Source organism: Sinorhizobium sp. FG01, from assembly GCF_002531875.1.
GTDB lineage: Bacteria > Pseudomonadota > Alphaproteobacteria > Rhizobiales > Rhizobiaceae > Sinorhizobium > Sinorhizobium fredii_C.
Window position 1 is genome coordinate 60,553 of record NZ_NWTB01000014.1, and the last position, 25,035, is coordinate 85,587.

A 25,035-nucleotide genomic window follows, 5' to 3' on the forward strand; every position below is an offset into this window, starting at 1 on the left:
ACCCTGATTGCGCATAACTCACCTCCCGCCGACGTCGATCTCACTCGCAGAAACCGCGTCGCCAGCCAGGGTCTCTTCGATCCAACGTTTGAACAGAGCGATCTTTGGCGTTCTTGCCCTGGACCGTAAGTACACGAGACTATGGCAATTGATGCTGGGGCCTTCCAGGCCAAACGGCGCAACGAGCCTCCCGCTTTTCAGATCTTGCCGGACGAGTATGAGGCTTTCCAGGCAAACGCCAAGTCCATCCGCGGCCGCATTGATGGACATGAAAGATCTATCGAAACGCAGCCCCCGATCCATGTTGAGCCTCACACCGTGGTCGTCGGCCCAATCCTGCCAGCGATAGAGGTTCACTTCGGAGTGGATGAGCGGAAATCTGGCGAGATCCTGCGGTGAGCGTATTCCGTTTGCGCCCTCGACCAACGATGGGGCGCACAGGACCACTATTGGCTCGGGCGGGAAGGGCTCGACGGCGATGCCAACCTCCACGGGCTGCGTTCCGTAGCGGATGTCTATATCGACGTTGCCGGTCCTGAGCTCGGCCGGGTCACCAGAAGCGTGCAGTCGAAGATCGATCTCCGGATAGCGGGCGCTAAACCGGGCGAGGCGAGGCATGAGCCACTGCGAAGCGAGACTGACAACCGAATGGATATTCAGAATGTCACTTTTGCCCTTCTTCGTGAAATTGCGCGTGGCGCTCTCGATCCTTCGAAAGGAGGCGCTGATCTCTTCAGCGTAAGCCCTTCCCGCGTCAGTCAGCATGATTGAACGCCCGGAGCGATGAAATAAAGCAATTCCGAGCTCCGAATCCAGCGCGGCCATTTGATGGCTCACGGCCGAGGGGCTGATGCTCAGTTCCTCGGCGGCTTTTCCAAAAGATCCAAGACGTGCGACAGCTTCCAACACCTGTAGCGATCGCAGCGAAGGAAACTCCAACGCGCTCATCACCCCTCCTCCCGTTTATGCGTGCCTCGCCACTTTTCCTACTTGAGACATTCAGTACGCTGGAGGACGCCCTTCCTCTATATTCCATGAGGAAATTTAACGCAAATGATGCAGCTGTTGAGATGCATTCATGCATTGACCGATGGAATTCGCTTGTCCGGATGAAGCGTTTTTAACACTTTGCCCTTCGGAACGGCCTTTGCGCCGTTCTTTGCTAAGGGAGGAATGCATGGCTGAACGGGTGATCTCCGTGTCCGGCGCGCCGTACGACGGGCATAGCAGAGAGGCCGCACTGGAGAGCGCGGCAACCCTCGGGTTCACGCATTTCGAGCCGGCCTTTATCGTTGGATATACAGAACCCTTCGATGAGACCGCCTTCACACCTTCCGAGATGACCAGTTGGCGCAGCGCGCTTAGGTCTTCGGGGCTCTTGTGTCATGCAATGTCGTCGCACATCGACCTCGGTTTGGAAGATTCGGTCGAAGTGTTCACGGGCCGCATGGCATTCGCCGCGGCGATTGGAGCCAAGGTTATTGCGACCAACGCGGCCGCCCGACAAAGAGAGGCAACATTCCGTCGCAACGTCGAAACCATACTGAGAAGAGCGGAAGCCTTTGATATCATCGTTGGCCTGGAAAACCCAGGAGACGGCAGCGATAGCCTGATCAACACCGCGCGGGACGGTATTTCTCTTGTTGAGGAATTCGGATCGCCCTTTCTAAAGCTAAATTACGACGCTGCAAACACGGCGTCCCATCGACCGGACATGGACGATCTCGCAGGTGATGGAATCCTGGCGCTGCCGGAATCGGCGCACGCCCATATCAAGGATGTCCGTGAAACCGACGAAGGTTGGTTTTTCTGCGATATCGGCGACGGCAAGGTCGGGTGCGAGCGCCTCCTGGCTGCAATCGCAAAGCTCGACAGCCTCCCGGTCAGTATTGAACTTCCCTTGAGACTGCATCGCAATCGGCAGGCGCAGCCCGTTCGCCGCCAAGATCCCGTGCCGCTGTCAACGATCGAGGACTCGCTGGCTCGGTCGCTCAAGGTCGTCCAGCGAGCGCTCAACCACAATCAATGACCGTGTCTGGAGGAGGACGCAGTGCAACGTTTTGTAAACAACCGCGATGAGGTCGTGGAAGATACCATCAAGGGCTTTGTGAAGGCACACCGAGACATCGTGCGCCTCGCCGAAAACCAACGCGTGGTGACGGCGATTGACCGGCCCGCGCAAGGAAAAGTGGGTGTCGTAACTGGAGGTGGCTCCGGACACGAGCCTGCCTTCATTGGCTATATAGGCCGCAACATGCTCGACGCGGTCGCGGTCGGCGAGCTGTTTTCGTCGCCAACGGCAAAGAGCTTTCATGATGCCATACGCGAAGCGAATGGTGGAAACGGCGTCGTTGTCCTCTACGGAAATTATGCCGGAGACAACATGAACGTGAAAATGGCGATGAAACTCGCCGCGAAGGACGGCATCGAGGTTGCCACGGTGGTTGCGAACGATGACGTGTGCTCCGCCTCCGCCGAGGAGCGGGAGAAGCGCCGAGGCGTTGCCGGAGAGATCTTCATGTGGAAGGTCGGCGGAGCGAAAGCGTCGATGGGCGCCAGCCTATCCGAGGTTCGTGACGCAGCGCAGAAGGCCATCGACAATTGCCGCTCGGTCGGTGTCGGATTGGGGCCGTGCACTCTTCCAGCGGTCGGACATCCGAACTTCCAGATCGAGCCTGGCACCATTGAAGTCGGTATCGGCCATCACGGCGAGCCGGGCGTGCGAGTAGAAGCGCTCAAGAGCGCATCAGAGGTCGCCAAGGATATGTGCCAGATCGTGCTGGATGATCATGATCTCGGCTCGGGGACAGAAGTGGCCGTACTGGTATCTGGCCTTGGCGCGACACCGCTGAACGAACTTTACATTCTCTTCGACACAGTCGAGGAGGAAATCTCCGGCCGCGGCCTCAGGATCCACAAAGCGTATGTTGGTAACTACTTCACGTCTCTTGAGATGGTTGGAGCGACTTTGACCGTCATGGCGCTCGATGAAGAGCTAAAGTCGCTACTGGAGGTCGAGGTTCGCTGCGCGGCGACACTTTAAGGAGGGAACAATGCAAAAAATGAATAACGCGGCAGCCGGAGAAATCGTAGTCTCCATGGCAAGAGCGATCATCGATAACCGCGCCTACCTCAGCGAGATCGACGGCAAGATTGGCGACGGCGATCACGGAATAAATATGGCGAAAGGTTTCGGTTTAGTGGCCGACCGGATACGCGGCAAGGAGCTATCGCTCGCAAAAGCGCTTGAGACCCTCGGAACAGTCCTGATGACCGAGATCGGCGGATCTATGGGTCCGCTTTACGGTGTGATGTTCACCGAGTTTGCCCAGCAGATCGATCAGGTCGACCAGATCGACAACAAGACGTTCAGCCGAATGCTGCATGCTGGCTTGACGGGTATTCAACAAATTGGTTCGGCCAAAGTCGGCGACAAGACATTGCTTGACACGTTGGTGCCTGCTGTTGAAGCTTTTGACAATGCGACATCAGAAGGAAAATCCTTCGACGAGGCATTGGAACTCCTCGTTGCGGCAGCCGAAAGTGGCCGCGATTCGACGGTGAACTTGATCGCGCGGATCGGCCGAGCCAGCAGGCTGGGCGAACGATCGCTCGGCGTGCTGGATGCTGGTGCGACGTCTTGCGCGCTGATCCTCAAGGAGTTGTCTGAGGGAACCCGTGATAGGCTTCAATAGTGTCATCGCTTCTGAGCGTGATCAAGTGATGCCGAGCTTAAGGGGAAGCCAATCCAGAGTGCCGCTCGGTTATTGATGTGAAACGCGCCGCGATAGAAATCCGGCAACAGTCCTCCGTGTGCCGCCCGAGGGTGGACACCCGCTTTCGCGGCCATCCGGGAATCAAATTTAGCGGACAGATTGGGTCGGCGGCGAACTATGCATTCGGTCTCCGGGCACCATCGCTCTCGCTTGCAGGGTCGGATTCCGCAAACCGCGAAAGGCACGACTCATCGCAACTTAGGCGGTGCCACGACTGAAGCTGACGCGACATTCGGTCACGCGGCGACGCAGAGTCCTTCGCTCAGCCAACACCTGACCCGCTAAATCGAAGACACGAGTAATCGGCCTGCGGGCAGCGACGACCTGGCACGAGCTCGAAAATCGTGCGTCAAACGGTGGCCCAAACGGAAGCAAGCCAATCCCGCTTGTCTGTGATGGCGTCCTGGCCCGGTTCCGGATCTTCCACGATCAACCCATAAAGGGTCCGCTAGCAAGCTGCGGCCGCGTCGGCTTCGCCTCGCGGTGATCGCGCCGGGACCCCGTGCCTTTTGAGGAGCCATCGAGCGGGAATTGGCCCGCTCCCGTAGGAGCCTCTCAAATGTCGCACGATCTCTCTCTCGCACAGTCCCACGCCCTCCAGCTTTCCCGTGACCTGATGGTCCCGGTCACCCTCTTCGAGGTCGACGGAGAATACGGCGTCCTTCCTTCTGACGAGATCGACGCCGACGACGATCTGGCGATCGTGCACGAGTACATGCCATGGCCGGCTCATTGAGCCGGCGCCGCGTGGGTGCCCCTTGCGAGCGGCAGGCCGCAAGGGGGGCTTCGCCGCGTCCGATGTCAGCTTGCATGATCCGACAATTGCCAGCCGCGCCCTTGCGGTCTTTGCTCTTCGGGGCCTGCCGAAAGGCGTCGGTGAACCGACGGGCAAGGAAGGATTATGGAGGCCGATCGCTGGGCGATCGGAATGAAAAATGAAGAGAAGAGAGATTGAAGCGCTGCGCGATCAGGTCAGTTGTGCGGCAGTGCTTGAGCATGCCGGTTTTGCAATAGACGCGAAGGAAAGCACGCGACGGGCAGTCAAGTTCCGCCGCGGCGGCGAGATCATTATCGTCACCTATGAAGGGCGTGGGTGGTTCGATCCCCTGTCCGACGCGAAAGGCGATGTGTTCCGGCTCGTCGAGCATCTCGATCGGGTCGGTTTTCCCGAAGGTGCAGAACGGGTCGCGGCTCTGGTCGGGTTTCAGATCACGGAGCCGGAGTGGCAGCCCGCAAGGGATGGCGAGAGATGCGACCTCTCTCTTACCGCTCGTTGGCAGCCCCGCCGCCGTCCCTGGCCGGGTTCCGCGTCATGGCGATATCTCAATGGCGAGCGCTGCGTTCCAGCGAACGTGCTGCGAGCGACCGTCAAGGGCGACCTTCTGCGCGAAGGTCCGCAAGGCAGCATGTGGGCGGCGCACCGGGATAAGGTCGGGGTTTTGACCGGCTGGGAAGCGCGCGGACCGCAATACCGAGGTTTTGCATCCGGGGGAACCAAGGTTCTTTTCCGCTTTGGTTCGGACAGCGCTTCGCGCCTGGCCGTCACGGAAGCCGCGATCGATGCCATGAGCCTCGCAGCGATCGAAGGTTTGCGAGAGGGCACGCTTTATCTCAGCACTGGCGGTGGATGGTCGCCGACCACGGAGGCAGCCTTGCGGGAGTTGGCTATGAAGCCTGGCGTCCAGTTGGTTGCGGCGACGGACGCCAATCCGCAGGGCGACATGTTTGCCGAACGGCTGCGGACGCTTGCCGATGATGTCGGCTGCGACTGGACGCGACTTCGGCCGCCCGAGGAGGATTGGAACGAGTCCTTGAAGATCAGGGAAAGGGAAAAGAGGGAAAGGACGGAAGGAGGAGGCGTGCCGCATGCGCGCGGTCCGCGTCAAGGGAGGCTTCGCCCGGCGGAGCCGGCCCTTGACCCTGACGGTCGCGATGCCGGCGGCAGCCAAGGGGTCATGAAGGACTGAAGAGGAAGGCAAGGTCGATAGGACAGTGCCGCGCTTCGGTCCAAAACCTCCGAAGGAGCTGCAGATGAACCCCTCTCCCGCAATCCGAAAAGTCTTCCAGGGCGTTGCAAGCCGACCGCAGATGTTCCGCATGTTCGACCGTCATCTCCAACGGCCCAACCGCTGGGAAGAGGACGCAATGCCGCTCTATGCCGGCGAATGGTTCGAGATCGGCGAGGCCGAGCACGACTACATGTTCGAAATCCTGCCGCCGCTCTGGATCAGCGGTTCGATGTTCGCAATGCACGAGTTCCTGACCGGCTCGGTGACGTCAGTGTTCTTCGCGCTTCGGATCGACGAGGCGATCCGCTATTTCCACGGCTATTGCGACCTTGCCGATCAGTCGTCCGTCGAGACCATGCGCCTTGCGATTATCGAGCGCGAGAGCCGCCCGGTCCGGCCCATGACGCGCGAGGAACGCCTCGAGCATGTCTGGAGCATTACGGCGGACGATTATCGCGGCTATGCGGGCGAGCGCTGGCCGGAGGCCTCGCGCGGCAAACGCACCGTGATGTTATACGACGGTAAAGGCGGCACGTTTCTGAAGCTGCTGGAAGGCCTCAGCGAGGACGAGATCGCCGCCAAGCTGCCAGTACAACTGCGCCACCTCCGCTCGCCGATTGCGGCTTGAGAGCTTCCGTTTGCATCTGGGCGCGAAGCGATCGCGCTCGGCCACGATCGCCGCGCAGCCCATGCAGGCGGCCACCCATTCGCGTTCTTCGACTGTCGCTTGCGGCGGATCGATGACGCTCGCTCACAAGGAGCTTTCGATGAGCACCGATCCCTTCACCCTCGATATGTTCGGCAGCAGCGCTCTGTCATCGGGACTTGGTCTTGGCGTCACAGCGTTCGGCGGTTTTGCCGCCAACGACGACGAGCCCGACCCGACCCCGCCCTCTCCTGCGCCGGCGCGGGCTCTGCCGGTGACCAACCGGCCGGTCCCGCGAAAGCAAGGGCAGCGCGCCAACTTCTATCTCGACGATGGCGACCGCGAGCTCGCCGCGACCTGGAAGGAGCGGGCACGCATCAACGTTGCGGCGATCCTCACCGCCAACGAAATCGAGAAGATGAACCTGCCGGCGACCCCCGCCGCGCAGGCAAGGCTGATCCGCTTCACTGGTTTCGGCGCCAGCGAGCTTGCGAATGGCATGTTCCGGCGGCCGGGGGAAACCGACTTCCGCACAGGCTGGGACGATCTCGGCAACTCGCTGGAAACAGCGGTCAGCGAGGGCGAATACGCTTCGCTCGCCCGTTGCACCCAATATGCCCATTTCACCCCCGAATTGGTCATTCGAGCAATCTGGATGGGCATTCAACGTCTCGGCTGGCGCGGCGGCCGGGTGTTGGAGCCCGGTATCGGAACAGGCCTGTTTCCGGCGCTGATGCCAAAACAGTATCGCGAACTAAGCTACGTCACCGGCATCGAGCTCGATCCCGTCACGGTCCGCATCGCGCGACTACTGCAGCCGAAGGCGCGCATCATCAACGGGGATTTCGCGCGCACGGACCTCAATGCGATCTACGATCTTGCCATCGGCAATCCGCCCTTCTCCGATCGCACGGTTCGTTCCGACCGGCAATATCGTTCGCTAGGCCTTCGGCTGCACGATTACTTCATCGCCCGATCGATCGATCTCCTGAAACCGGGCGCCCTGGCCGCTTTCGTCACCAGCGCCGGCACCATGGACAAGGCCGATCGTACTGCCCGCGAACACATTGCCAAGTCCGCAGACCTGATCGCCGCGATCCGATTGCCCGAAGGCAGTTTTCGGCGCGACGCCGGTACCGACGTCGTGGTCGACATTCTTTTCTTCCGCAAGCGCAAAGCAGGCGAGCCGGAAGGCGACGTTTCGTGGCTCGACCTGGAGGACGTCCGGCCGGCTGTCGAGGACGAGGGGGTGATCCGCGTGAACCATTGGTTCGCGCAGCATCCAGAGTTCGTGCTCGGCGATCATGCCCTGACCTCCGGTCCCTTCGGGGAGACCTATACGTGCTGGCCACGCGCCGGCGAGGAGCTCGAAGCGGCGCTGACGGCAGCCGTCGCGCTTCTTCCGGAAGGCATTTATGACGGCGAGCCGACCGCCATCGACATCGATCTGGAGGACGAACTTGCCGAGATCGTCAATCTCCGCCCCGACAACGCCAAAGTGCGCGAAGGCAGCTATTTTGTCGATGTCAGGCACGGCCTCATGCAGGTCGTCGATGGCGAGCCCGTCGCGGTGCAGGTGCGCAAGGCACGCAGCACTGAGGGAATTTCGGAAAAGCATGTCCGGATCATTCGCAAACTGATCCCGATACGCGACGCCCTGCGTGAGGTCCTGAAAGCCCAGGAACTGGACGGGCCGTGGCGCGACTGCCAAGTTCGGCTGCGCATCGCCTGGTCGAACTTCGTGCGCGATTTCGGTCCGATCAACCACACCACCGTCTCGATCATCGAGGACGAGACGACGGGTGAGGTTCGTGAAACCCATCGCCAGCCGAACCTTATGCCCTTCCGCGATGACCCCGATTGCTGGCTGGTCGCCTCGATCGAGGATTATAACCTCGAAACCGACACCGCCAGGCCCGGGCCGATTTTCTCGGAACGAGTCATCGCGCCCCCTTCCCCGCCGGTCATCACCTCCGCCGCCGATGCCTTGGCCGTCGTCCTCAACGAGCGCGGGCGCATCGACCTCGATCATATCGCCGAGCTTTTACATTGCGACACCGACGCGGTTCTCGATGCGCTCGGTGACGCAATCTTTCGCGATCCGGCCGATGGTTCCTGGCTAACCTCGGACGCCTATCTCTCCGGCGCCGTGCGCACAAAACTTGCTGCCGCGGCAGCTGCGACCGAGCTCGATCGCGCGTATGAGCGCAATGTCCGCGCGCTTCAGGCGGTGCAGCCCGCCGACCTTCGCCCGTCGGATATCACCGCCCGGCTGGGTGCACCCTGGATCCCGGCTGCTGATATCGTCGACTTCGCGCACGAGACGATGGGTGCGGAGATCAGGATCCATCACATGCCGGAACTCGGCTCATGGACCGTCGAGGCGCGACAGCTTGGATGGACGGCTGCCGGCACATCCGAATGGGGCACCGACCGACGCCACGCCGGCGAGCTGCTCGCCGATGCGCTGAACAGCCGGGTGCCGCAGATCTTCGACGTCTTCAAGGATGCAGACGGCGAGCGGCGCGTGCTGAATGCCGTCGATACCGAAGCCGCTCGCGACAAGCTGCAGAAGATCAAGACGGCCTTCCAGAATTGGGTGTGGACCGACCCTGATCGTACCGACCGTCTGGCGCGGGTCTATAACGATCGCTTCAACAATATCGCGCCTCGAAAGTTCGATGGCTCGCATCTCAATCTTCCTGGCGCCTCTGGCGCCTTTGTTCTTTATGGGCACCAGAAGCGCGGCATCTGGCGTATCATCTCGTCGGGATCGACCTATCTCGCGCACGCCGTCGGTGCGGGCAAGACAATGACGATGGCGGCGGCGATCATGGAACAGCGCCGGCTCGGGCTGATTGCCAAGGCGATGCTGGTGGTTCCGGGCCATTGCCTGGCGCAGGCGGCGCGTGAGTTTCTCGCGCTCTACCCGAACGCTCGCATTCTCGTCGCCGACGAGACCAACTTCACCAAGGACAAGCGCGCTCGTTTCCTGTCGCGCGCGGCAACGGCGACTTGGGATGCAATCATCATCACCCACTCGGCATTCCGGTTCATCGCCGTGCCATCGGCGTTTGAACAGCAGATGATCCAGAACGAGTTGGAGCTCTTCGAGGAATTGCTCACCAAGGTCGACAGCGAGGACCGTGTCTCGCGCAAGCGGCTCGAGCGGCTCAAGGAAGGCCTGAAGGAACGCTTGGAGGCGCTTTCCACCCGCAAGGATGATCTGCTGACGATCTCGGAAATCGGCGTCGACCAGATTGTCGTCGATGAGGCGCAGGAATTCCGCAAGCTTTCCTTCGCCACCAACATGTCGACCCTGAAAGGCATCGATCCGAACGGTTCGCAGCGCGCCTGGGACCTCTACGTCAAGTCCCGTTTTATCGAGACGAAGAACCCTGGCCGGGCTTTGGTTCTCGCCTCCGGCACGCCGATCACCAATACGCTTGGCGAGATGTTCTCGGTCCAACGCCTGCTCGGCCACGCCGCACTGGCTGAACGCGGCCTGCATGAATTCGACGCCTGGGCCTCGACCTTTGGTGACACGACGACGGAACTGGAGATCCAGCCGTCAGGCAAATACAAGCCGGTCAGCCGCTTTGCTTCCTTCGTCAACGTGCCGGAATTGATCGCCATGTTCCGCTCCTTCGCCGACGTGGTGATGCCCGAGGACCTCCGCGGATACGTCAAGGTGCCTGCAATCTCCACCGGCCGCCGGCAGATCCTGACGGCCAAGCCGACCCAGGCCTTCAAGAATTACCAGACGGTCCTAGACGCCCGTATCAAGGCGATCGAGATGCGCGAGGGGCCGGCGCAGCCCGGCGACGATATCCTGCTTTCCGTCATCACCGACGGGCGCCATGCCGCCATCGATCTCCGCCTGGTCGACGCGGACAATGACAACGAGCCGGACAACAAGCTCAATCTGCTGGTCCAGAACGCCTTCCGCATCTGGCAAGAGACCTCGCAAGGCACCTATCTGCGCCCCGACGGCAAGCCCTTCGAGCTCCCGGGTGCGGCGCAGATGATCTTCTCCGATCTCGGCACCATCAATGTCGAGAAGAGCAGAGGTTTTTCCGCCTACCGCTGGATCAGGGACGAACTCGTGCGCATGGGTGTTCCGGCATCCGAAATCGCCTTCATGCAGGACTTCAAGAAGACCGAGGCCAAGCAGCGCCTGTTCGCCGACGTCCGCGCCGGCAAGGTTCGCTTCCTGATCGGCTCGTCCGAAACAATGGGGACCGGCGTCAACGCCCAGCTTCGCCTCAAGGCGCTGCATCACCTCGACGTCCCGTGGCTGCCCTCGCAGATCGAACAGCGCGAGGGCCGGATCGTGCGTCAGGGCAACCAGCATGACGAAGTCGATATTTTCGCCTACGCCACCCAGGGCTCGCTCGACGCCTCGATGTGGCAGAACAACGAACGCAAGGCCCGCTTCATCGCCGCGGCACTCTCTGGCGATACTTCGATCCGCCGGCTGGAAGATCTCGGCGAAGGGGCAGCCAATCAGTTCGCCATGGCCAAGGCCATAGCCAGCGGTGACGAGCGCCTGATGCAGAAGGCGGGGCTCGAGGCAGACATTGCTCGTCTCGAACGGCTGCGCGCCGCCCATGACGACGATCAATATGCCGTGCGCCGGCAGATCCGCGACGCCGAACGCGATATCGAGATCTCGGAGCGGCGGATTTCGGAAATCGGCAAGGATATCGAGCGCCTCGTTCCGACTGCGACCGACGCCTTTGCCATGACCGTCGTCGGCGAGGCTTTTAACGAACGGAAAGCCGCCGGTCGCGCCTTGATGAAGGAAATCCTCACTCTCGTTCAGCTCCAGCAGGAAGACGAGGGCGTCCTCGCCTCGATCGGGGGCTTTGATCTCGTCTATTCGGGCGAGCGGTTCGGCAGGGGCGATGGATATCGCTACACAACCCTCCTCCAGCGCACCGGTGCCGATTACGAGATCGATCTGGCGGTGACCGTGACGCCTCTCGGCGCCATCTCCCGCCTCGAGCACGCGCTCGACGGTTTTGACGAGGAGCGGGAACGCTATCGCCATCGTCTTCATGACGCTCAGCGGCGTCTCGTCTCCTACCGCTCGCGCGAGGGCGGCCTGTTTGCGTTTTCCGAAGAACTCGCCGACAAGCGCCGGCAGCTACGGGACGTCGATGAGGCATTGGCAGCCGTGGCACGCGAGAAGAGCTTATCCGCCTCGGAAGCGGCCTGAGCCCCGATGCCATGCCGGACCTCCGTCCGCTCTGGTTTTGGAAGCACTGCAGCATCCACATAGCTGCAGTGCACAAAAAGTGTTTTCCAAGTGGTCAAGAATCGAGCATAGTGCACGCAGCTGATGCACATGGCGGCTTTCCTCCCAGTTCCGCCGCAGCAGCTGTTCCCCTCTGGAGGTTTTTTGACCTTCACACTTCATGGGCCGCGGTTTCCGCTGGCCCATTTTTTTGTCTCCCATCTCATCCCGATCGACATCCAGTCGCTTGCAAGCCGATGCGTTTTGCAGGCTGGCGCGTCAGCCGCCGACATGAGAGGCAAGTAAAAGAGAAAAAAGAAGGAAGATGAACCGGTCGCAGAGCAGTCCGCCGGTCGCCGCTGACGCTCAACTGCCGCCTCCTCATCCCGACCACTCGTCCTTCGCAGGGCTGTCAGCCCCGCTCGTCCTTCGCGGCAGCGATGCTCGGCCGCAGTTGCACCCGGCCGCCCGCTCCGCGGTCCGGGAAGTGTCTTCGGAAAGATGAAGACGCGAGAAGGACCGGCAGCGGGCCGTGTCCAATCCCCGAGAAGGAGCATCCCATGCAACTGATGAAGGTCGATCCGCGTGCGCTGAAGGACAACCCCGACAACACGCGCCAGTCAAAGTCGACGCCGCAGGCCGACGCCCTGCTATTGGCGACGATCAAGGCCGTCGGCGTGATCCAGCCGCCGGTCATTTTCCCGGAAGCCGGCGGCAACGGTTACATCATCGAAGCCGGTCACCGGCGCACCCGCATGGCTATCGCCGCCGGTTTCGAGGAAATCGACGTGATCGTCGTTGAGGCGGCCAATGACAACGGCGCCATGCGCTCGATGGTCGAGAACATCGCGCGCGAGCCGCTCAATCCCATCGATCAATGGAGAGGCATCGAGCGGCTGGTCGCGCTTGGCTGGACCGAGGAGGCGATCGCCGTGGCGCTTGCCCTTCCCGTCCGCCAGATCCGCAAGCTCCGTCTGCTTGCCAACGTGCTGCCTTCCATGCTCGACCAGATGGCGAAGGGGGACATGCCGAACGAGCAGCAGCTGAGGACGATCGCGGCGGCACCGTCCGAGGAGCAGAAAGAGGTCTGGAAAGCCCACAAGCCGAAGAAGGGCGATACGGCAGCCTGGTGGCAGATCGCCAACGGCCTCTCGAAAACCCGCCTGTTTGCCCGCGACGCGAGTTTTGGCGACGATCTCCGTCAAGCCTATGGCATCGAGTGGGCCGAGGACCTGTTCGGCCCGGCCGATCAGGACAATCGCTACACCACCAATGTCGAAGCCTTTCTCGGCGCCCAGCAGGAGTGGATGGCGAGCAACCTTCCGAAGAAGGGCGCCATCGTCGAGGTCAACAATTGGGGCCAGCCGGACCTGCCGAAGAAGGCCGAACGCGTGTACGGCAAGCCGGCCAAGGGCGATTGCACCGCGATGTATCTCGATCGCGACGGCAAGGTGCAGAGCGTCCACTATCGGATGCCGGAGCCCAGGAAAACCGATGGGCGATCCGGTCCCGCCGGTGGCGCTTCGACGCAGGCCGACGACGACACTGATGCCATCGGGAAGACCAGGCCCGAGGTCACCCAAAAGGGCCAGGACATGATCGGTGATTTCCGTACCGATGCGCTGCATGAGGCGCTCGCCCGCGCGCCGATCGAGGACGACATGCTGATGGCGCTCCTGGTCATGGCCTTTGCTGGCACCAATGTTCGGGTCGATTCCGGCGCCAACGACCCCGTCTTCGGGTCGAAGCGTTTCCAGCGTCATGTCGCGCGCCTCTATTCCGCAGAGGGACGCTTGTCGTTCGACATGGACAGCGTGCGTGTCGCCGCCCGCTCCGTTCTCATCGACGTGCTCTCATGCCGGCGCGGCATGTCGAACAGTGGCGTCGTCTCGCGCATCGCCGGTGAGGCAGTCGGCGCGGACGGTTTCCTTCCAAACATGGGGACCGAGGATTTCCTCTTGTGCCTGTCGCGTCAGGCGCTGGAAGCCGCCGCCAAGTCGGTCAATCTCGTCCCGCGGGCACGGGTCCGCGAAACCCGTGCAGCACTCGTCGATCACTTCGCGGCCGATGCTGCCTTCGTCCTTCCGGCGGCGCTGTTTGCGCCTGACCCGAAGGACATCGCAGATCTCATGAAGCACGCCGACGATCTCGCCGGCGACGACAGTGACGGTGCTGAGGGCGAGAGCTTCGATGTCGACGAGCGCGATCCAACGGAGACGGGGCATGACGATCCCGCCGCCGACCCGGTGATTGATGCCGCCTCCGACGAGGAGGAAACCGCCTACGGCATCGCGGCGGAATAGCCGCCGCCCCATCCTTCTCCGCGTGATCTTCCGCCGCCGGTTCTGCCGGCGGCGGTTTCGTTTCCACCACCCGCAAAAACTTGAAGGAGGATGCGATGTCCGCGTCTCTGATTTATGACCTCGCCTCGATCGGCTCCATCGTCGCCTGGTCGGATGGTAGCCCACGACCGCCCGAGCGCCACAGGAAGAAACTGTCCGCTTGGCACACACGCAATAGCCAGGGCCGGCTGATCCGCAAGGAAGGAAAGCGCGGCGTCGGCAACACCAGCCTGTCACCGTGTTTCACGCTGCATGAAGGCGATCTCGGCGCAAATGGCATCATCACCGTCCGTATCCACCGGACCTTTTCGCTCGACAGCGGCCTGACATTCAAAGTCGTCGAGCGTCCCGCCCTTGGATCCGTTCGCGTCTTCGATCGCCCCGGCGCCAATGCAGAACTCGTCCAACTGGCGGACAATCGGCAGGCGGCCGCGGAATGGCTCACCCGGCATGGATATCCGCATGCCGTTCTCGAGGAGGTGACTGCCGACGAGGTCGCCGCCGATCATATCGAGGGGAGGACTGCGGCATGACTGTACTTCCCTCGCAATCCTCCGAAGTCTCCGCCCCTGACGCGTCAGGGGTGGAGTTCGGCAGAAGCGCCGACGGCATGGCTGTCGCGCGCGTGGGCGATCTCGTCTTCGCGTTGGTTCCCGCCCGGGATGGGCAGTATTTTCTTGCCAGCGCCTGGCGCGTGTCCCGGCCGCTTGCTGAACTGAAGCGCGATGATTTCTATTCGCACCACGGCTCTGTCGAGAGCGAAGCCGCTTTCCGCAACCGCATGATCGAACAGGCCGGGCACAGCCGCGAACTGCGGCTCCTATCCCGCGAGACCGTCCGGGTGACCTGCAGCACGCCATGGGGTCCGTCGCAGGTCGCCACCGTCTACGCAGACGGAATTGTCTGCCATACGACGGCGGGGCATGGCGGCTTCAGGCTTTCCGACGCCCGCAATGCCAAAGTCCACCCGATGCTCAGGACAGATGGCGGCTGGTATGAAGAGGATGCCGCCTGGGCAATCGTTGCGCTGACCTTTCCCGACCTGTTCACGACCTATGAGCGCAAGTGCGCCGACAAGACGATCCGCGACAGCTGGCCGGATGCCTGGGAAACGATCTTCGGTCGATCGCTCGCTCCGGCCGAGTCTTACGAGAGGGACGCCCAGGCGTTCGCACGGGAGCATGCCGGCGATTGGATCGTCACCGCGGCACTTCGTTCGGACCATCACCCTGGTATGACCGAAATGATCGCCACCATCGGCGGCAGGCGAGGCGAGTATGCGCATGAGCGCCGCTTTCTGGTGCCGAGCGACGAGTATGCGGTCGGCCGCTTCGGCTTCGTCATCGATCAGACGCGGCATGCCATATATGAGGGTCTCTCGGGTTTCGCCGCTTGGCGCGGGAGGGCGGCGTAATGTCCAATTCCGAGCAACGCGCCGCACAGTTTACCAGAATGGAATCGGCGCGACGGCAGACCCAGCACCAGCTCGATTTGATCGACCGGCAGATCACGCGGCGCATGACCGCGATCATTCCCCAGCTTGGTCGCCGTCACTCCGGATATCGTCGCGGCAAGGCGCCGGAGCCAGGCGCCTTCCTCGAACGCTACCGGGCCAATCTGGCAGCGGTCACCGCCGAGCGCCAGCCGGAAATCGATGCGCTTTCGAGAAAACTTGCCCGACAGGATGCGGCAATCGCGGCACTGCGGGCGCGAGCCGGTTCCGATGGCAAAGTCGTCGCAAACACCGGTCGTGGAGGCAGGAAGCCATGAGCACGATCGGAGACCTGGAGCGAAGAGCAGGCATCGGTGCATCACCTGAGGAGCGAACCGCTTTCTGGCGGCAGTACCATCACCTCGAAGGCGAAGCCTGCCTCAATGCCGGTGTCGCGGAACTCAGGCGGCTGATCGCTCTAAGGGAAGCACGGACGGATCCCAGACCAAAAATGCGCGCCGTTCGTCTCGCGCGCGAAGCCCTGCCGCCTTTGACGCCGGAACAGGAAGCAGCACTTCAGGCCCATGCCGCCAGGCATGGACGGCGCTGGAAATCGACCCTCAACAACGCCTGGATGGGCGGGCCGCCGCATGATGACGGCAGTCTGCTTCGCAGACTTCGCAACTCGCACGGTCCGACCTGGCTGCAATCCTACCGGTTACCCAAGCCGGCCAAGCGATAGGCGAGCGTTCGACGTCAGCGAGCCGGAAGAGCTCAGATAGGCGGCAACGCCTGTCGTTTCGTTCGAGGCCGTCATGATTCCTCCCCTGCCGGATCGCCCTTCGGTTTTGCTGCGGTCTGAACCGGCGGCCATGCGCTTCAAGGCCGCTGTCGCGCCGCGGGGCGGCCGGACCCCGCCGTCCTTCACGGAGCAGGCTCGCGTGCTCTTCGAGGGCAGTTTGCCCTCCTCGCCCGCAAACCGGCTCCGCTCGTCCAGGCAGGGCCGGACCCTGAAGCGCCCGTCTTCCGCCGGTTCGGGATGACCGCACCGAAGAGCAAGCCGGCATGGGGCCGGAGCCCGTTCGGACGACCTCGAAAGGAACTGATCATGGCCAAGCCCGCACCCTCCTCTCGCCAACCCGCCCGCGTCGTGCAACTGCGCAAGGGCGCCACCGTCGAAATGGTCCGGCTGACATGCCCGGACGCCAGCCAGGCGCTGAAGATCGCCGAGAGTTTCGGCACGGCGGTCATCGACAGCGACGGCATCCGCGACCTGCATGAACGGTTCGTCATCGAGACCGCCGATGCACTCGGCGACGGACTTGGCGACAAGGCCATGCAGATCCACCTGCAGCGCATCGTCGGCGCCTTCGTCGGCTCGGCCCACGGCGCCGGGCAGTTCTACAGCCGCGCTGTCACCGAGGCGCGCGATGCCACCGCAAAGGCCGCCAACGATGCTCGCGACGAGGACCTCGACGGCCCCGTCGGCTATGACAGCGCCGCCCAGCGCAAGCGCGAATTCGCCGCCGACATGGGCATACAGGCCCATTCGCTCAGAATGGCGGCCGAAGGCGCCGTCGCAGCCTATGCCGAGGTGATCGGTGAGACCTGGAAGCCTTTCGACCGGCCGGTCGAGCAGCCGGGTCACTCGCTGGGCCGCAAGGCTGCCGAAGCGCAGATATCGGCCTTCGACTAGGCCGTGCCGGCGGGGCTTCGGCCCCGCCCTTCCACAAACGCGAAAACGGCCGGTTCCCTGACGGAGCCGGCCAGTTTTCGTGTCGCTGACGCGGTCACCAGGGAAACGGAAATCAGGACAGATGCACGCCCGTCGCGGCCCGTTCCGTTCGTCGGGTCTGCAGGAGCTGCCGGCAGATACAACGGCTCCGCCGTCCTCCACTGAAGTTCCGGCCGTTCCGGTGCATCCGCCGGCTGATCGGCTCCTGCCTTCTGCCCTCCGCAACGGGCCGCGACGGGCGCGGCCTCAAAACGGAGGCTTGAAGATGAGCAATACGGAGAAACAACGGGTTGATCTTTATACCCGCATCACTGACAGAATTCTTGAGGATCTGGCGAAGGGCGTGCGGCCGTGGATGAAGCCATGGAACGCCGAGAACACGACCGGCCGTATTACCCGGCCGCTGCGTCATAACGGGCAGCCATATTCGGGCGTCAACGTGCTGCTTCTCTGGGCGGAGGGCAGCGCCCGGGGATATACGTCATCCACGTGGATGACGTTCAAGCAGGCCCTCGAACTGGGTGCTGCCGTCCGCAAGGGCGAGACGGGTGCCACGGTCGTCTTCGCCAGCCGTTTCACCAAGTCAGAAACCGACGGAAACGGCGGCGAGGTGGAGCGGGAAATCCCCTTCCTGAAGGCCTACAGTGTCTTCAACGTCGAACAGATCGACGGACTTCCCGACCAGTATCGTCACCAGCCGGCTCCGGTTCTCGATCCCGTCGAGCGCATCGAGCATGCCGACCGGTTCTTTCGCAACACCGGTGCTGTGATCCGCCACGGTGGGAACCAGGCCTTCTATGCGCCGGCCGCCGACATCATCCAGATGCCGCCGTTTGAGAGCTTCAAGGATGCGGCAAGCTACTATGCGATCTTGAGTCACGAGGTCACGCACTTCACGGCGCCGGCGTATCGCCTCGGCCGCGATCTCAGCCGCTATGCCAAGGACAAAACCGAGCGAGCGCGAGAGGAACTGATTGCCGAACTCGGCAGCTGCTTTCTTTGCGCCGATCTCGGCATTGCTCCCGAGCTCGAGCCCCGCCCCGATCACGCCTCGTACCTTGGCTCCTGGCTCAAGGTCCTGACCGACGACAGACGGGCGATCTTCCAGGCGGCGGCGCATGCGCAGCGGGCCGTAAGTTTCCTGCATGGCCTGCAGCCCGAAACCGCTGGCGAGCGGCTCGCTGCCTGAGGACCATCAGCGTCGGTCGTTGGTCTCGCCAGCGGCCGGCACCTGTTCAGGCTTCAACGCGGAGAGCGTGTCAGGATCAGCCGTAAGGTCCAGTTTGCCCCAGATCGAAGTTTTCCGGTCGGTCGGCTTGAGCTTCCGGGACGGCTTGATTTCGACGATAAACGGCTTTGGCTGCTGACGCATAGATCCTCCAGGCGACGATTCGCGAGACGACGATAGCCCGAAGAACGGCCAACGCAACGCCCTTGTTCGGGTGTTCCCGGCGTTTGATTTTGACATGTGGCAAGGCGACAGTCCCGCCGTTGCACGACCCGGCAGGCAGTCGGGGGCGCAGTTGCCATCGCCATATACCTTCCGCCACTGAGCCAGGCCACGTCCTTCGCGGGCTCGATGAGGCATGTCTGATCGAAAACCGGCTTCGCCTCGATCGTCCTCCCGCAACGGCCTTCCGAAACTTTCTTCCCCTGAGCGCGGTGCGCCCATTCCTCGCGGAACAACAAAGCTTCTCCTGGCCGCCCTCCATTCCATTCCGGCCCTACGAGCCACCCCATTGCGCAGGCGCAACGGGGACCCCGGGGGTGCGGTCCGATCGTCCCCGATCCTTGCGACAGCCATCGAGGCCGCGATAGGCGCGGCCCGAAACAGCAAAGGAATAGGACAATGGCAACCATCGGCACCTTCACCACCTCCGAAACCGGCTTCAACGGCTCGATCCGCACGCTCGCCCTCAACGTCAAGGCCCGCATCGCCCGCGTCGAAAACCCCTCCGACAAGGGCCCGCACTTCCGCATCTACGCGGGCAATGTCGAACTGGGTGCCGCCTGGCAGAAGCGCTCCGAGCAGGACCGCGACTACCTCTCGGTCAAGCTCGACGACCCGAGCTTCCCCGCTCCGATCTACGCAACGCTCACCGAGGTCGAGGGCGAGGACGGCTACCAGTTGATCTGGTCCCGGCCCAACCGGGACTGAGGCCCGGACAGGCCCCGCCGCCGAGGCGGGGCCAACCGGCCACAAAGACAAGCCGGCTGCAGGCATTGAGCCTGCCGCCGGCTTTTTCGGTGCGATACGGAACCGGAATATGTCTGCTCAGTGGATGCTATCGTGCCGGGAGGAAATGCCGGGCTCGAGGACGAGCGGTTTCCCCCAATTTTGCCTCCGCTACGGTTCCCTGCGCTCCAACAAAATCGGCTCCCCCACTCGCCGGCTCCGCCGGTCGCTTGCGCGCTCCTTGACCCCGTCACTTCTTCCCGCCCCGCCGTCTCGTCTTTCACGAACTCAAGGAGATGAGACGATGACCATCGAACAGCACATCGAGGAGCTGCGCCGCGAATTGAGGAACGCCTGCGACGCCGTCGAGCGGCGCCAGGTCGAAGCGGAGCTTCAGCTCGCCCAGGCTGATCTGGCCGTGGCGCTTGCCGAACAAGGCGGCATCATCGAAGCCGAGCCGCCTTTCTGAGGCGGCTCCCATTCTGCTGGAACATGAGCCTGTCGGCCGGATCCACCGGCCTCCCGGCTGTAAGGGGTTTCACCCCTCGACACTCCTGCCGGCTCGCGCCGGATACGGTCACGCCCCCTGCGCGGCCGTGGGTCTCTTCTCTCTCTGACGTCCCAGTTTACTCCAGCAAATCCGGCGTCAAGGACGGCGCGGTCTCCCCCAATTTTTCCGCCGCTGTCGCTTCCCGAAAAAATCGGTTCCCCCGCTTGCGAGCCGCGTGCCGCGGTCCTTGACCCCTCTTTGCCACGGAGTGGCCGATCTCCGTCATCAAGATGAAGGAGATCACACAATGACATCTGACCAGAACCTTGCGCTCTATACCAAGCTTTGCGGTTTCCGGCTCGTCATCCTGGCGAACCGCTTCGGCTGCGACAGCGAATTCTCGCGAACTCTCCTCGATCGCCTGCTCGAGGGACTGGAGGCGGCGGCCGGTCGCATCCGGACCATCATGGCATTGGAGCGGAGCGTTCTTGCCGGCGACGACGAATATGCCGCGTACCGGCTGGACGGTGAAACCGAGATCTTCGGACGCTTTACCATCAACTTGATGGACGATCTCGACATCGATTTCGACACGCACGAATACCGCATCAACGGCGGCGATTGGTCCAGCGCTTTGACGGCGGACTATACCGGCGTCGACATCGACTATCCAGAACTGATTGCGCTCACCGATGACGAACTCGGCTCACTCGCGCCGATCATCAAGGATATCACACGGGAAACCGGTATCGCGGTAAGTGCCTTCCGTGTCAGCTACATCAGGTGCGGAGGATCATAACCGATCCTGCGGCGGGCTCGACCATCCGGAGGGCGGCGAGCGGCCCTTCGTTGAGATGCCGATGAGACCATCGCGATGATGGCGAGTACGACCAGCTGAGCTCTTTCTTTCGACCTGCCGTCATTTGTCATCGGGGATGTTGCAGCCCGTTCGTCGGGACGCAACCTGGCGCCGCCAGAATTTTCCCCGCCGCGCTGCGGCTCCTCGCCGATCAACATTCAGCCGCCGCCAGGTCCTCCACATCCGTTTCGGCCTTGCTAGGTGCATCCCTCCTTTCCGGTCTGCGCTCTCACCCCGCGATGACCGCAATTCGAAGGGAGATCCATCATGCAACAACTCGCCCAATTCCTCGCCGCCACCGGCCGCCGGCTCCGGACTCTCGGCAAGGTGATCAGCCACTTCTTCCGCAAGGGCAAGCTCGGCCTGAAGCTTGGCCTCAAGATCCCGTTCTTCGTCGAGATTGAACTATCCTTCGAGACCGATTGGAACCGGCGCCGATGAGGCGCCCTTACGGCCCGCTTCGGTGGGCCTTTCTCAACTCGCCATGGAGGCACGGGGGCGGTAACCGCGTTTTCGCTTTTGTCGGAGCACATCGAGAAACAGTTCGACGGCTTGTTCTTCCCGTCCGAAATGATGGACCATCACCTGCCCTTTGGTTCCAATCCGGCCCCACTTTCGAAGCAGGCAGATATCCCCGAACAGGTTCGGTTCGATCGACATGGCGTAATAGCGGGCCATGTTCTTGGAGGCGTCCGAGCGTTCGACATAGAGGTGATAGGGCTGCGCGATCATGAGGTCAGAATCCCTGATCTCGGGAATCCCGTCCAACGACACTTATGAATCGGTCGGTATGGATTGATTCAGATCTGTGATGAAACGCGAGTGACAGGCTTGGGCGAGACGCCTTCGGCGCACGGCTCTACTCGCTTACGCTCCCCGAACCCGCCGGGTGGTTTCGGCCATCCGGCAACGATCCTCTCGCGGGTCCTCAGCCGCACCATCCGTGTCTTGCACCGTCCCAGCGCCTGGCAAGGCCCTCGTTGATGAGAGTGTCTCCGAGCGAGCGGCCTGATCGCGTTACGGTCCGGAGCTTGCGGCCATACTTGTCTTCGTCACGCAAGCCCGCCGAAAGCGAAAACGCGCCGGCATTGAGGAGCGCCAGCAGGCGTGCTTTCGCCGCCTCTCCTTTGACCCGTTCCGCTTCGCAGCGAGGCGGGCTGAGCTCAGGTGTATCGATATCCGCAATGCGGATTTTTTCGCCTTGGAACCAGAATGTATCACCGTCGACGACGCAATTCACATGACGGCCGTCGCTGCAGATTGAAAACGCGGCCGACGATGAGTCCGCTACCGGTGTCTTGGCCACAGCCGGCAGTCCGGGGAGGTTGCCGGCGCCGCCGAAGGCAAGCCAGCCTGCCGCAGCAACGACGATAGCTGAGATGACTGCCATCAGTGATTTGCGCGGACCGTTCTGTCCCGTTCGAGGTTTTCCCTGCGGGCTACGGCGATCGATCTTGCCGCCGGATTTCCGCGGCCTCCTGAACGGAACCACATTCGATTTCGCCACTTGCCCGCTCCTCTCCTGCCTTCCTCAACCTATCTCGGACTCGGTTTCATCTGCGTTTACGGACAAGGTGCCTCCATGCGGTGTGCGAGGCGCGGGGCGCAGTCGGTCCCGCCTCCCCTGCGGCCACTATGTTGAGGCTCCTGCGGCTGCGCAGTTTCCCGCTCTCGCACGACGAGAATTCCCGAAATCCCGCCCGTTGGGACGTCGCTATGCTGATTTCTCCGATACTCTTCATTGTCGCGGATCGGCCTTGCTCGTTGCACTTCGCGCCGGCTCGATCGGCTGGGTTTCAGCCGTGTCGTCGAGCCTGTGAAACCTGTTCGTTCCGACGCAGGCCTTCATGTCGTCGCGCCGGAACCAGATTGCGCGGCCGCATCTGAGCGGCGCGTTGCCAGCGGTGAACACGATCTGCTCGTCAGCTCGCATGCGAAGAACTTCATGAGGCTGGATCAGCGCCCGCGCTGCCAGCTGTTTCGATCGCGTGCGCGAGGATCCCTTCGCCTGAAAACTGCGGCTGACCTGGTCGATCTCGACCGTCGTCATGCCGCAGCGGCGCGAGATGTAGTCTGCGGTTTCGGGATCGTTGATGGCCGCGAAACTGATCCAACTCGCGCTCTCGAACCATTTGCTGGCGGCGTCGCGCCCGCCATAGGTTTCCCGCATCTGCCCGATGGACTGGTAGATCATGACAAGGGTGATGCCATACTTGCGGCCGGCATCTCTCGCAGTTTCCAGGATCCGCATAAAGCCGAGCCGCGCCACCTCATCGAGAAGGAAAAGAGTCCTGCCCTTCATCGAGCCGTCACGATTGTAAATGCCGTTGAGAAACGAGCCGATGATGACGCGTGCGAGCCCCGCATGCGTCTCCAGAGTTTTGAGATCGATGTTAATAAAAATGTCGGTGTTTCCGTCGGCTAGATCGTTCGTCGAAAACGTCTTGCCCGAAACCAGCGCGGCATAGTTCGGATAGGACAGCCAGTGCGTTTCCTTGATCGCATTGGCGTAGACGCCGGAGAAGGTTTCGGGCGTCATGTTCACGAAGGCTGCGACATTCTCCTTCACGAAATCCGACTCCGAATTGTCGTAGATCTCCTGCAGGCGTTGGCGCAACTGCGGTTCCGGCTCGGAGAGATTGGCGCGAACCTGGCGAAGCGTCTGGCTTTCCTTCTCCGTATGACCGGAGAGACAAACGTCGGCAATCATCGCCGTCAACAATTGCAATGCCGAAGCCCGGAAGAAATCATCGCGCACACCGCGTGTGCCGCCGCTATCGCTCATGATCCATGAGGCGACGGAGGCGATATCCTCTTCCTTGGTGCCACCGAATTGCCCGATCCAGTCAAGCGCGTTGAAGCCGGTTTCCGGGTTCTTGGGGTCGAGGACAAACAGATCCCGGTGCGCGCTCGTCCGGTGGGCCGAGACCATCGGCGCTACTTCGTTCGATGGGTCGAGAACGATCAGCGAGCCGGCCCATTTCAAGGCGGTGGGTATCGTCACCGATGTCGTCTTGAAACCGCCGGAACCGGCGAACACGATGCCATGCGACGAACCGAAGGATCCGTCGAAGCAGAGCAGCGGCGACTTGCCGCCGGCGCCCCATGTGTCCGGGTCGTCGGCCCGAAACGAGCGCGCTGCGGTGCTGTCCTTGTCGACACGATATCGCTCGCCGACCACGATGCCGCCGGCGTCAGAAAACAGGTTCGCCGCCTCCTGCATCTTCATCCAGTCGGCCTCGCCATGGAGAGCGCGCTTGCCGCGTATGCGTTTGGGCTCAGCGCTGGCGAAGGTCGCGTTGCCGACGAGCGCGACACGTAGGGCAAAGCAGGCAGACATCGTTGCCGCCCCCGCTCCGATCAGCGTCGCAGGATCGACATAGGAGAGGATCGACCTGCCGGCCGGAATCTGTTCTGGGAACGCCGACAACCTGATTGCTTCGCGAACGATGGCGACGATGATCGTCGCTATACCGCCGGCAACGACGCCCCATCCTGCCGTCTTGATCCTGATCGCGCCGGCGCTCGCGAACAGGAAGACAATGCCGATGAGCGCCGCGGCCACATAGGGCAGCGCGATACCGGCACGGCCGAGCGTCTGACGAGCAGCTTCCGTCTTTCCAAAGCCGGACAGCCAGTGTTCGATTCCGGTCAATCCGATCGTGGCCAGGACCATCAGCGCGACAGGCGCGATGAGAAGAACAAGCCTATTCATCGCTCTTGCCAAACGCCTCGGCGCCAATCGCCATCAGCCGTGAGCGTTCTGTGTCGTCACTTTTCAAGCGCTCGCTCAAATCGATCAGCGCCCCCAACAGAAGTGCCCGCTTCTCGTAGCGAAGACCCGCTTTGACGATCAGGCCGCCAAGCTCGATTTTCTCCCGCGTGTCTTTCTTGCGGGCGTCGGATGTTGTCGTGCGCGCCATCCGCTCAAGCCTCAAGAGTCCCGCCCGCAGCCGCGCCAGCCGCGTCCTGCGTGGACGATGCGCTGCTTTCGCCGGCGTTGCCTCCCTTCTTCCCTCCGGTCGTAGCTGCCTTTCCTCCGCGAAACCGTTTGGCCAGATCCTCGAAGGCCGCCTGCAGCTCCGCCTCGTCGACCTCGATCTCGCCAAGACCTGCCTTGAGGGCGATCCGGCCGATACGCTCTGCCTCACGGGTCTCGGCGGCCTTAAGCTGCTCCTGGAGCTTGGCGATTTCGTCGCGGATTTTCGAGGATGGCTTCTTCATTCCGGTTGTCTCCCTTGGGTTAGAAAGCGTGTCTTTTGAACCCAGTTTTAGGGAGGTGAGTGCGGAACGCACTACTGTGAATCCTACAATCGCCAAAGCGCGAGCTT

At 62.2% G+C, this 25,035-nt stretch carries 25 protein-coding genes; 18 read left to right on the forward strand and 7 right to left on the reverse strand.

The window, feature by feature from the left end:
* Positions 1 to 18 precede the first annotated feature (18 nt).
* Positions 19 to 948, reverse strand: a complete 930-nt coding sequence (locus tag CO656_RS22370) for a LysR substrate-binding domain-containing protein (protein ID WP_004130046.1) — start codon at positions 946 to 948, stop codon at positions 19 to 21.
* 229 nt (positions 949 to 1,177) lie between these two features.
* Between CO656_RS22370 and CO656_RS22375 the strand changes: the two genes are divergently transcribed.
* From CO656_RS22375 to CO656_RS22445, 14 genes are all read left to right on the forward strand, one after another.
* Complete coding sequence (locus tag CO656_RS22375; protein WP_097527169.1) at positions 1,178 to 2,029, forward strand: sugar phosphate isomerase/epimerase family protein; 852 nt, start codon at positions 1,178 to 1,180, stop codon at positions 2,027 to 2,029.
* A gap of 21 nt (positions 2,030 to 2,050) precedes the next feature.
* Complete coding sequence (locus CO656_RS22380; RefSeq protein ID WP_097527170.1) at positions 2,051 to 3,043, forward strand: dihydroxyacetone kinase subunit DhaK; 993 nt, start codon at positions 2,051 to 2,053, stop codon at positions 3,041 to 3,043.
* A 10-nt stretch (positions 3,044 to 3,053) separates the two neighbouring features.
* Complete coding sequence (gene dhaL, locus CO656_RS22385) at positions 3,054 to 3,695, forward strand: dihydroxyacetone kinase subunit DhaL (protein ID WP_097527171.1); 642 nt, start codon at positions 3,054 to 3,056, stop codon at positions 3,693 to 3,695.
* Positions 3,696 to 4,335: 640 nt separating this feature from the next.
* Positions 4,336 to 4,512 carry a hypothetical protein gene (locus tag CO656_RS30305; protein WP_176536667.1) on the forward strand — a complete coding sequence of 59 codons (177 nt, stop codon included), beginning with the start codon at positions 4,336 to 4,338 and terminating at the stop codon, positions 4,510 to 4,512.
* 199 nt (positions 4,513 to 4,711) lie between these two features.
* A complete protein-coding gene (locus tag CO656_RS22390) occupies positions 4,712 to 5,743 on the forward strand; it encodes a DUF3991 and toprim domain-containing protein (protein ID WP_176536666.1) in 1,032 nt (343 codons plus the stop codon).
* Positions 5,744 to 5,807: 64 nt separating this feature from the next.
* On the forward strand, positions 5,808 to 6,413 hold the full coding sequence (locus CO656_RS22395) for a DUF1419 domain-containing protein (protein ID WP_097527235.1): 606 nt from the start codon (positions 5,808 to 5,810) through the stop codon (positions 6,411 to 6,413).
* Between the two features lie 139 nt (positions 6,414 to 6,552).
* Positions 6,553 to 11,652, forward strand: coding sequence for a DEAD/DEAH box helicase family protein (locus CO656_RS22400; RefSeq protein WP_097527236.1), 5,100 nt, complete (start codon positions 6,553 to 6,555; stop codon positions 11,650 to 11,652).
* 578 nt (positions 11,653 to 12,230) lie between these two features.
* Positions 12,231 to 13,973 carry a ParB/RepB/Spo0J family partition protein gene (locus CO656_RS22410; protein WP_097527172.1) on the forward strand — a complete coding sequence of 581 codons (1,743 nt, stop codon included), beginning with the start codon at positions 12,231 to 12,233 and terminating at the stop codon, positions 13,971 to 13,973.
* Between the two features lie 95 nt (positions 13,974 to 14,068).
* Positions 14,069 to 14,545 (forward strand): hypothetical protein, encoded by a 477-nt coding sequence (locus CO656_RS22415; protein ID WP_097527173.1) that lies wholly within the window; start codon positions 14,069 to 14,071, stop codon positions 14,543 to 14,545.
* A complete protein-coding gene (locus CO656_RS22420; RefSeq protein WP_097527174.1) occupies positions 14,542 to 15,426 on the forward strand; it encodes a hypothetical protein in 885 nt (294 codons plus the stop codon). The genes CO656_RS22415 and CO656_RS22420 overlap by 4 nt, the downstream gene beginning before the upstream one ends.
* Positions 15,426 to 15,782: a hypothetical protein gene (locus tag CO656_RS22425; protein WP_097527175.1), complete on the forward strand. Its 357-nt coding sequence runs from the start codon at positions 15,426 to 15,428 to the stop codon at positions 15,780 to 15,782. Before CO656_RS22420 ends, CO656_RS22425 begins: the two co-directional genes overlap by 1 nt.
* Positions 15,779 to 16,186, forward strand: a complete 408-nt coding sequence (locus CO656_RS22430; protein ID WP_097527176.1) for a hypothetical protein — start codon at positions 15,779 to 15,781, stop codon at positions 16,184 to 16,186. Before CO656_RS22425 ends, CO656_RS22430 begins: the two co-directional genes overlap by 4 nt.
* 366 nt (positions 16,187 to 16,552) lie before the next feature.
* Positions 16,553 to 17,140: a hypothetical protein gene (locus tag CO656_RS22440; protein ID WP_097527178.1), complete on the forward strand. Its 588-nt coding sequence runs from the start codon at positions 16,553 to 16,555 to the stop codon at positions 17,138 to 17,140.
* A gap of 304 nt (positions 17,141 to 17,444) precedes the next feature.
* Positions 17,445 to 18,368, forward strand: a complete 924-nt coding sequence (locus tag CO656_RS22445) for a zincin-like metallopeptidase domain-containing protein (protein ID WP_097527179.1) — start codon at positions 17,445 to 17,447, stop codon at positions 18,366 to 18,368.
* 6 nt (positions 18,369 to 18,374) lie between these two features.
* Here CO656_RS22445 and CO656_RS30310 read toward each other — a convergent pair whose 3' ends face one another.
* Positions 18,375 to 18,551, reverse strand: coding sequence for a hypothetical protein (locus CO656_RS30310; RefSeq protein ID WP_176536665.1), 177 nt, complete (start codon positions 18,549 to 18,551; stop codon positions 18,375 to 18,377).
* Positions 18,552 to 19,028: 477 nt separating this feature from the next.
* Between CO656_RS30310 and CO656_RS22455 the strand changes: the two genes are divergently transcribed.
* The 4 genes from CO656_RS22455 to CO656_RS30320 all read left to right on the forward strand — a co-directional run bounded on the left by CO656_RS22455 (position 19,029) and on the right by CO656_RS30320 (position 21,145).
* Positions 19,029 to 19,337, forward strand: a complete 309-nt coding sequence (locus CO656_RS22455; RefSeq protein WP_011427400.1) for a DUF736 domain-containing protein — start codon at positions 19,029 to 19,031, stop codon at positions 19,335 to 19,337.
* 322 nt (positions 19,338 to 19,659) lie between these two features.
* On the forward strand, positions 19,660 to 19,824 hold the full coding sequence (locus CO656_RS30315) for a hypothetical protein (protein WP_176536664.1): 165 nt from the start codon (positions 19,660 to 19,662) through the stop codon (positions 19,822 to 19,824).
* A gap of 328 nt (positions 19,825 to 20,152) precedes the next feature.
* On the forward strand, positions 20,153 to 20,644 hold the full coding sequence (locus CO656_RS22470; protein ID WP_097527181.1) for a hypothetical protein: 492 nt from the start codon (positions 20,153 to 20,155) through the stop codon (positions 20,642 to 20,644).
* A 327-nt stretch (positions 20,645 to 20,971) separates the two neighbouring features.
* Positions 20,972 to 21,145, forward strand: coding sequence for a hypothetical protein (locus tag CO656_RS30320; RefSeq protein WP_176536663.1), 174 nt, complete (start codon positions 20,972 to 20,974; stop codon positions 21,143 to 21,145).
* A gap of 33 nt (positions 21,146 to 21,178) precedes the next feature.
* Here the strand turns inward: CO656_RS30320 and CO656_RS22480 are convergent, their stop codons facing one another.
* The 5 genes from CO656_RS22480 to traC all read right to left on the reverse strand — a co-directional run bounded on the left by CO656_RS22480 (position 21,179) and on the right by traC (position 24,928).
* Positions 21,179 to 21,436 carry a WGR domain-containing protein gene (locus CO656_RS22480; protein WP_097527183.1) on the reverse strand — a complete coding sequence of 86 codons (258 nt, stop codon included), beginning with the start codon at positions 21,434 to 21,436 and terminating at the stop codon, positions 21,179 to 21,181.
* A gap of 196 nt (positions 21,437 to 21,632) precedes the next feature.
* On the reverse strand, positions 21,633 to 22,211 hold the full coding sequence (locus CO656_RS22485; protein WP_097527184.1) for a thermonuclease family protein: 579 nt from the start codon (positions 22,209 to 22,211) through the stop codon (positions 21,633 to 21,635).
* 231 nt (positions 22,212 to 22,442) lie between these two features.
* A complete protein-coding gene (traG, locus tag CO656_RS22490) occupies positions 22,443 to 24,419 on the reverse strand; it encodes a Ti-type conjugative transfer system protein TraG (protein ID WP_097527185.1) in 1,977 nt (658 codons plus the stop codon).
* Positions 24,412 to 24,627, reverse strand: coding sequence for a type IV conjugative transfer system coupling protein TraD (locus tag CO656_RS22495; RefSeq protein ID WP_097527186.1), 216 nt, complete (start codon positions 24,625 to 24,627; stop codon positions 24,412 to 24,414). Before CO656_RS22495 ends, traG begins: the two co-directional genes overlap by 8 nt.
* A gap of 4 nt (positions 24,628 to 24,631) precedes the next feature.
* Positions 24,632 to 24,928 carry a conjugal transfer protein TraC gene (gene traC / locus CO656_RS22500; RefSeq protein ID WP_097527187.1) on the reverse strand — a complete coding sequence of 99 codons (297 nt, stop codon included), beginning with the start codon at positions 24,926 to 24,928 and terminating at the stop codon, positions 24,632 to 24,634.
* Between the last annotated feature and the right edge of the window lie 107 nt (positions 24,929 to 25,035).

Coding starts and splice junctions, on each gene's coding strand:
- CO656_RS22370 (WP_004130046.1), bottom strand. CDS start 948: ATGAGCGCGTTGGAGTTTCCTTCGCTGCGATCGCTACAGGTGTTGGAA.
- CO656_RS22375 (WP_097527169.1), top strand. CDS start 1,178: ATGGCTGAACGGGTGATCTCCGTGTCCGGCGCGCCGTACGACGGGCAT.
- dhaL (WP_097527171.1), top strand. CDS start 3,054: ATGCAAAAAATGAATAACGCGGCAGCCGGAGAAATCGTAGTCTCCATG.
- CO656_RS30305 (WP_176536667.1), top strand. CDS start 4,336: ATGTCGCACGATCTCTCTCTCGCACAGTCCCACGCCCTCCAGCTTTCC.
- CO656_RS22390 (WP_176536666.1), top strand. CDS start 4,712: ATGAAGAGAAGAGAGATTGAAGCGCTGCGCGATCAGGTCAGTTGTGCG.
- CO656_RS22395 (WP_097527235.1), top strand. CDS start 5,808: ATGAACCCCTCTCCCGCAATCCGAAAAGTCTTCCAGGGCGTTGCAAGC.
- CO656_RS22400 (WP_097527236.1), top strand. CDS start 6,553: ATGAGCACCGATCCCTTCACCCTCGATATGTTCGGCAGCAGCGCTCTG.
- CO656_RS22410 (WP_097527172.1), top strand. CDS start 12,231: ATGCAACTGATGAAGGTCGATCCGCGTGCGCTGAAGGACAACCCCGAC.
- CO656_RS22415 (WP_097527173.1), top strand. CDS start 14,069: ATGTCCGCGTCTCTGATTTATGACCTCGCCTCGATCGGCTCCATCGTC.
- CO656_RS22420 (WP_097527174.1), top strand. CDS start 14,542: ATGACTGTACTTCCCTCGCAATCCTCCGAAGTCTCCGCCCCTGACGCG.
- CO656_RS22425 (WP_097527175.1), top strand. CDS start 15,426: ATGTCCAATTCCGAGCAACGCGCCGCACAGTTTACCAGAATGGAATCG.
- CO656_RS22430 (WP_097527176.1), top strand. CDS start 15,779: ATGAGCACGATCGGAGACCTGGAGCGAAGAGCAGGCATCGGTGCATCA.
- CO656_RS22440 (WP_097527178.1), top strand. CDS start 16,553: ATGGCCAAGCCCGCACCCTCCTCTCGCCAACCCGCCCGCGTCGTGCAA.
- CO656_RS22445 (WP_097527179.1), top strand. CDS start 17,445: ATGAGCAATACGGAGAAACAACGGGTTGATCTTTATACCCGCATCACT.
- CO656_RS30310 (WP_176536665.1), bottom strand. CDS start 18,551: ATGCGTCAGCAGCCAAAGCCGTTTATCGTCGAAATCAAGCCGTCCCGG.
- CO656_RS22455 (WP_011427400.1), top strand. CDS start 19,029: ATGGCAACCATCGGCACCTTCACCACCTCCGAAACCGGCTTCAACGGC.
- CO656_RS30315 (WP_176536664.1), top strand. CDS start 19,660: ATGACCATCGAACAGCACATCGAGGAGCTGCGCCGCGAATTGAGGAAC.
- CO656_RS22470 (WP_097527181.1), top strand. CDS start 20,153: ATGACATCTGACCAGAACCTTGCGCTCTATACCAAGCTTTGCGGTTTC.
- CO656_RS30320 (WP_176536663.1), top strand. CDS start 20,972: ATGCAACAACTCGCCCAATTCCTCGCCGCCACCGGCCGCCGGCTCCGG.
- CO656_RS22480 (WP_097527183.1), bottom strand. CDS start 21,436: ATGATCGCGCAGCCCTATCACCTCTATGTCGAACGCTCGGACGCCTCC.
- traG (WP_097527185.1), bottom strand. CDS start 24,419: ATGAATAGGCTTGTTCTTCTCATCGCGCCTGTCGCGCTGATGGTCCTG.
- CO656_RS22495 (WP_097527186.1), bottom strand. CDS start 24,627: ATGGCGCGCACGACAACATCCGACGCCCGCAAGAAAGACACGCGGGAG.
- traC (WP_097527187.1), bottom strand. CDS start 24,928: ATGAAGAAGCCATCCTCGAAAATCCGCGACGAAATCGCCAAGCTCCAG.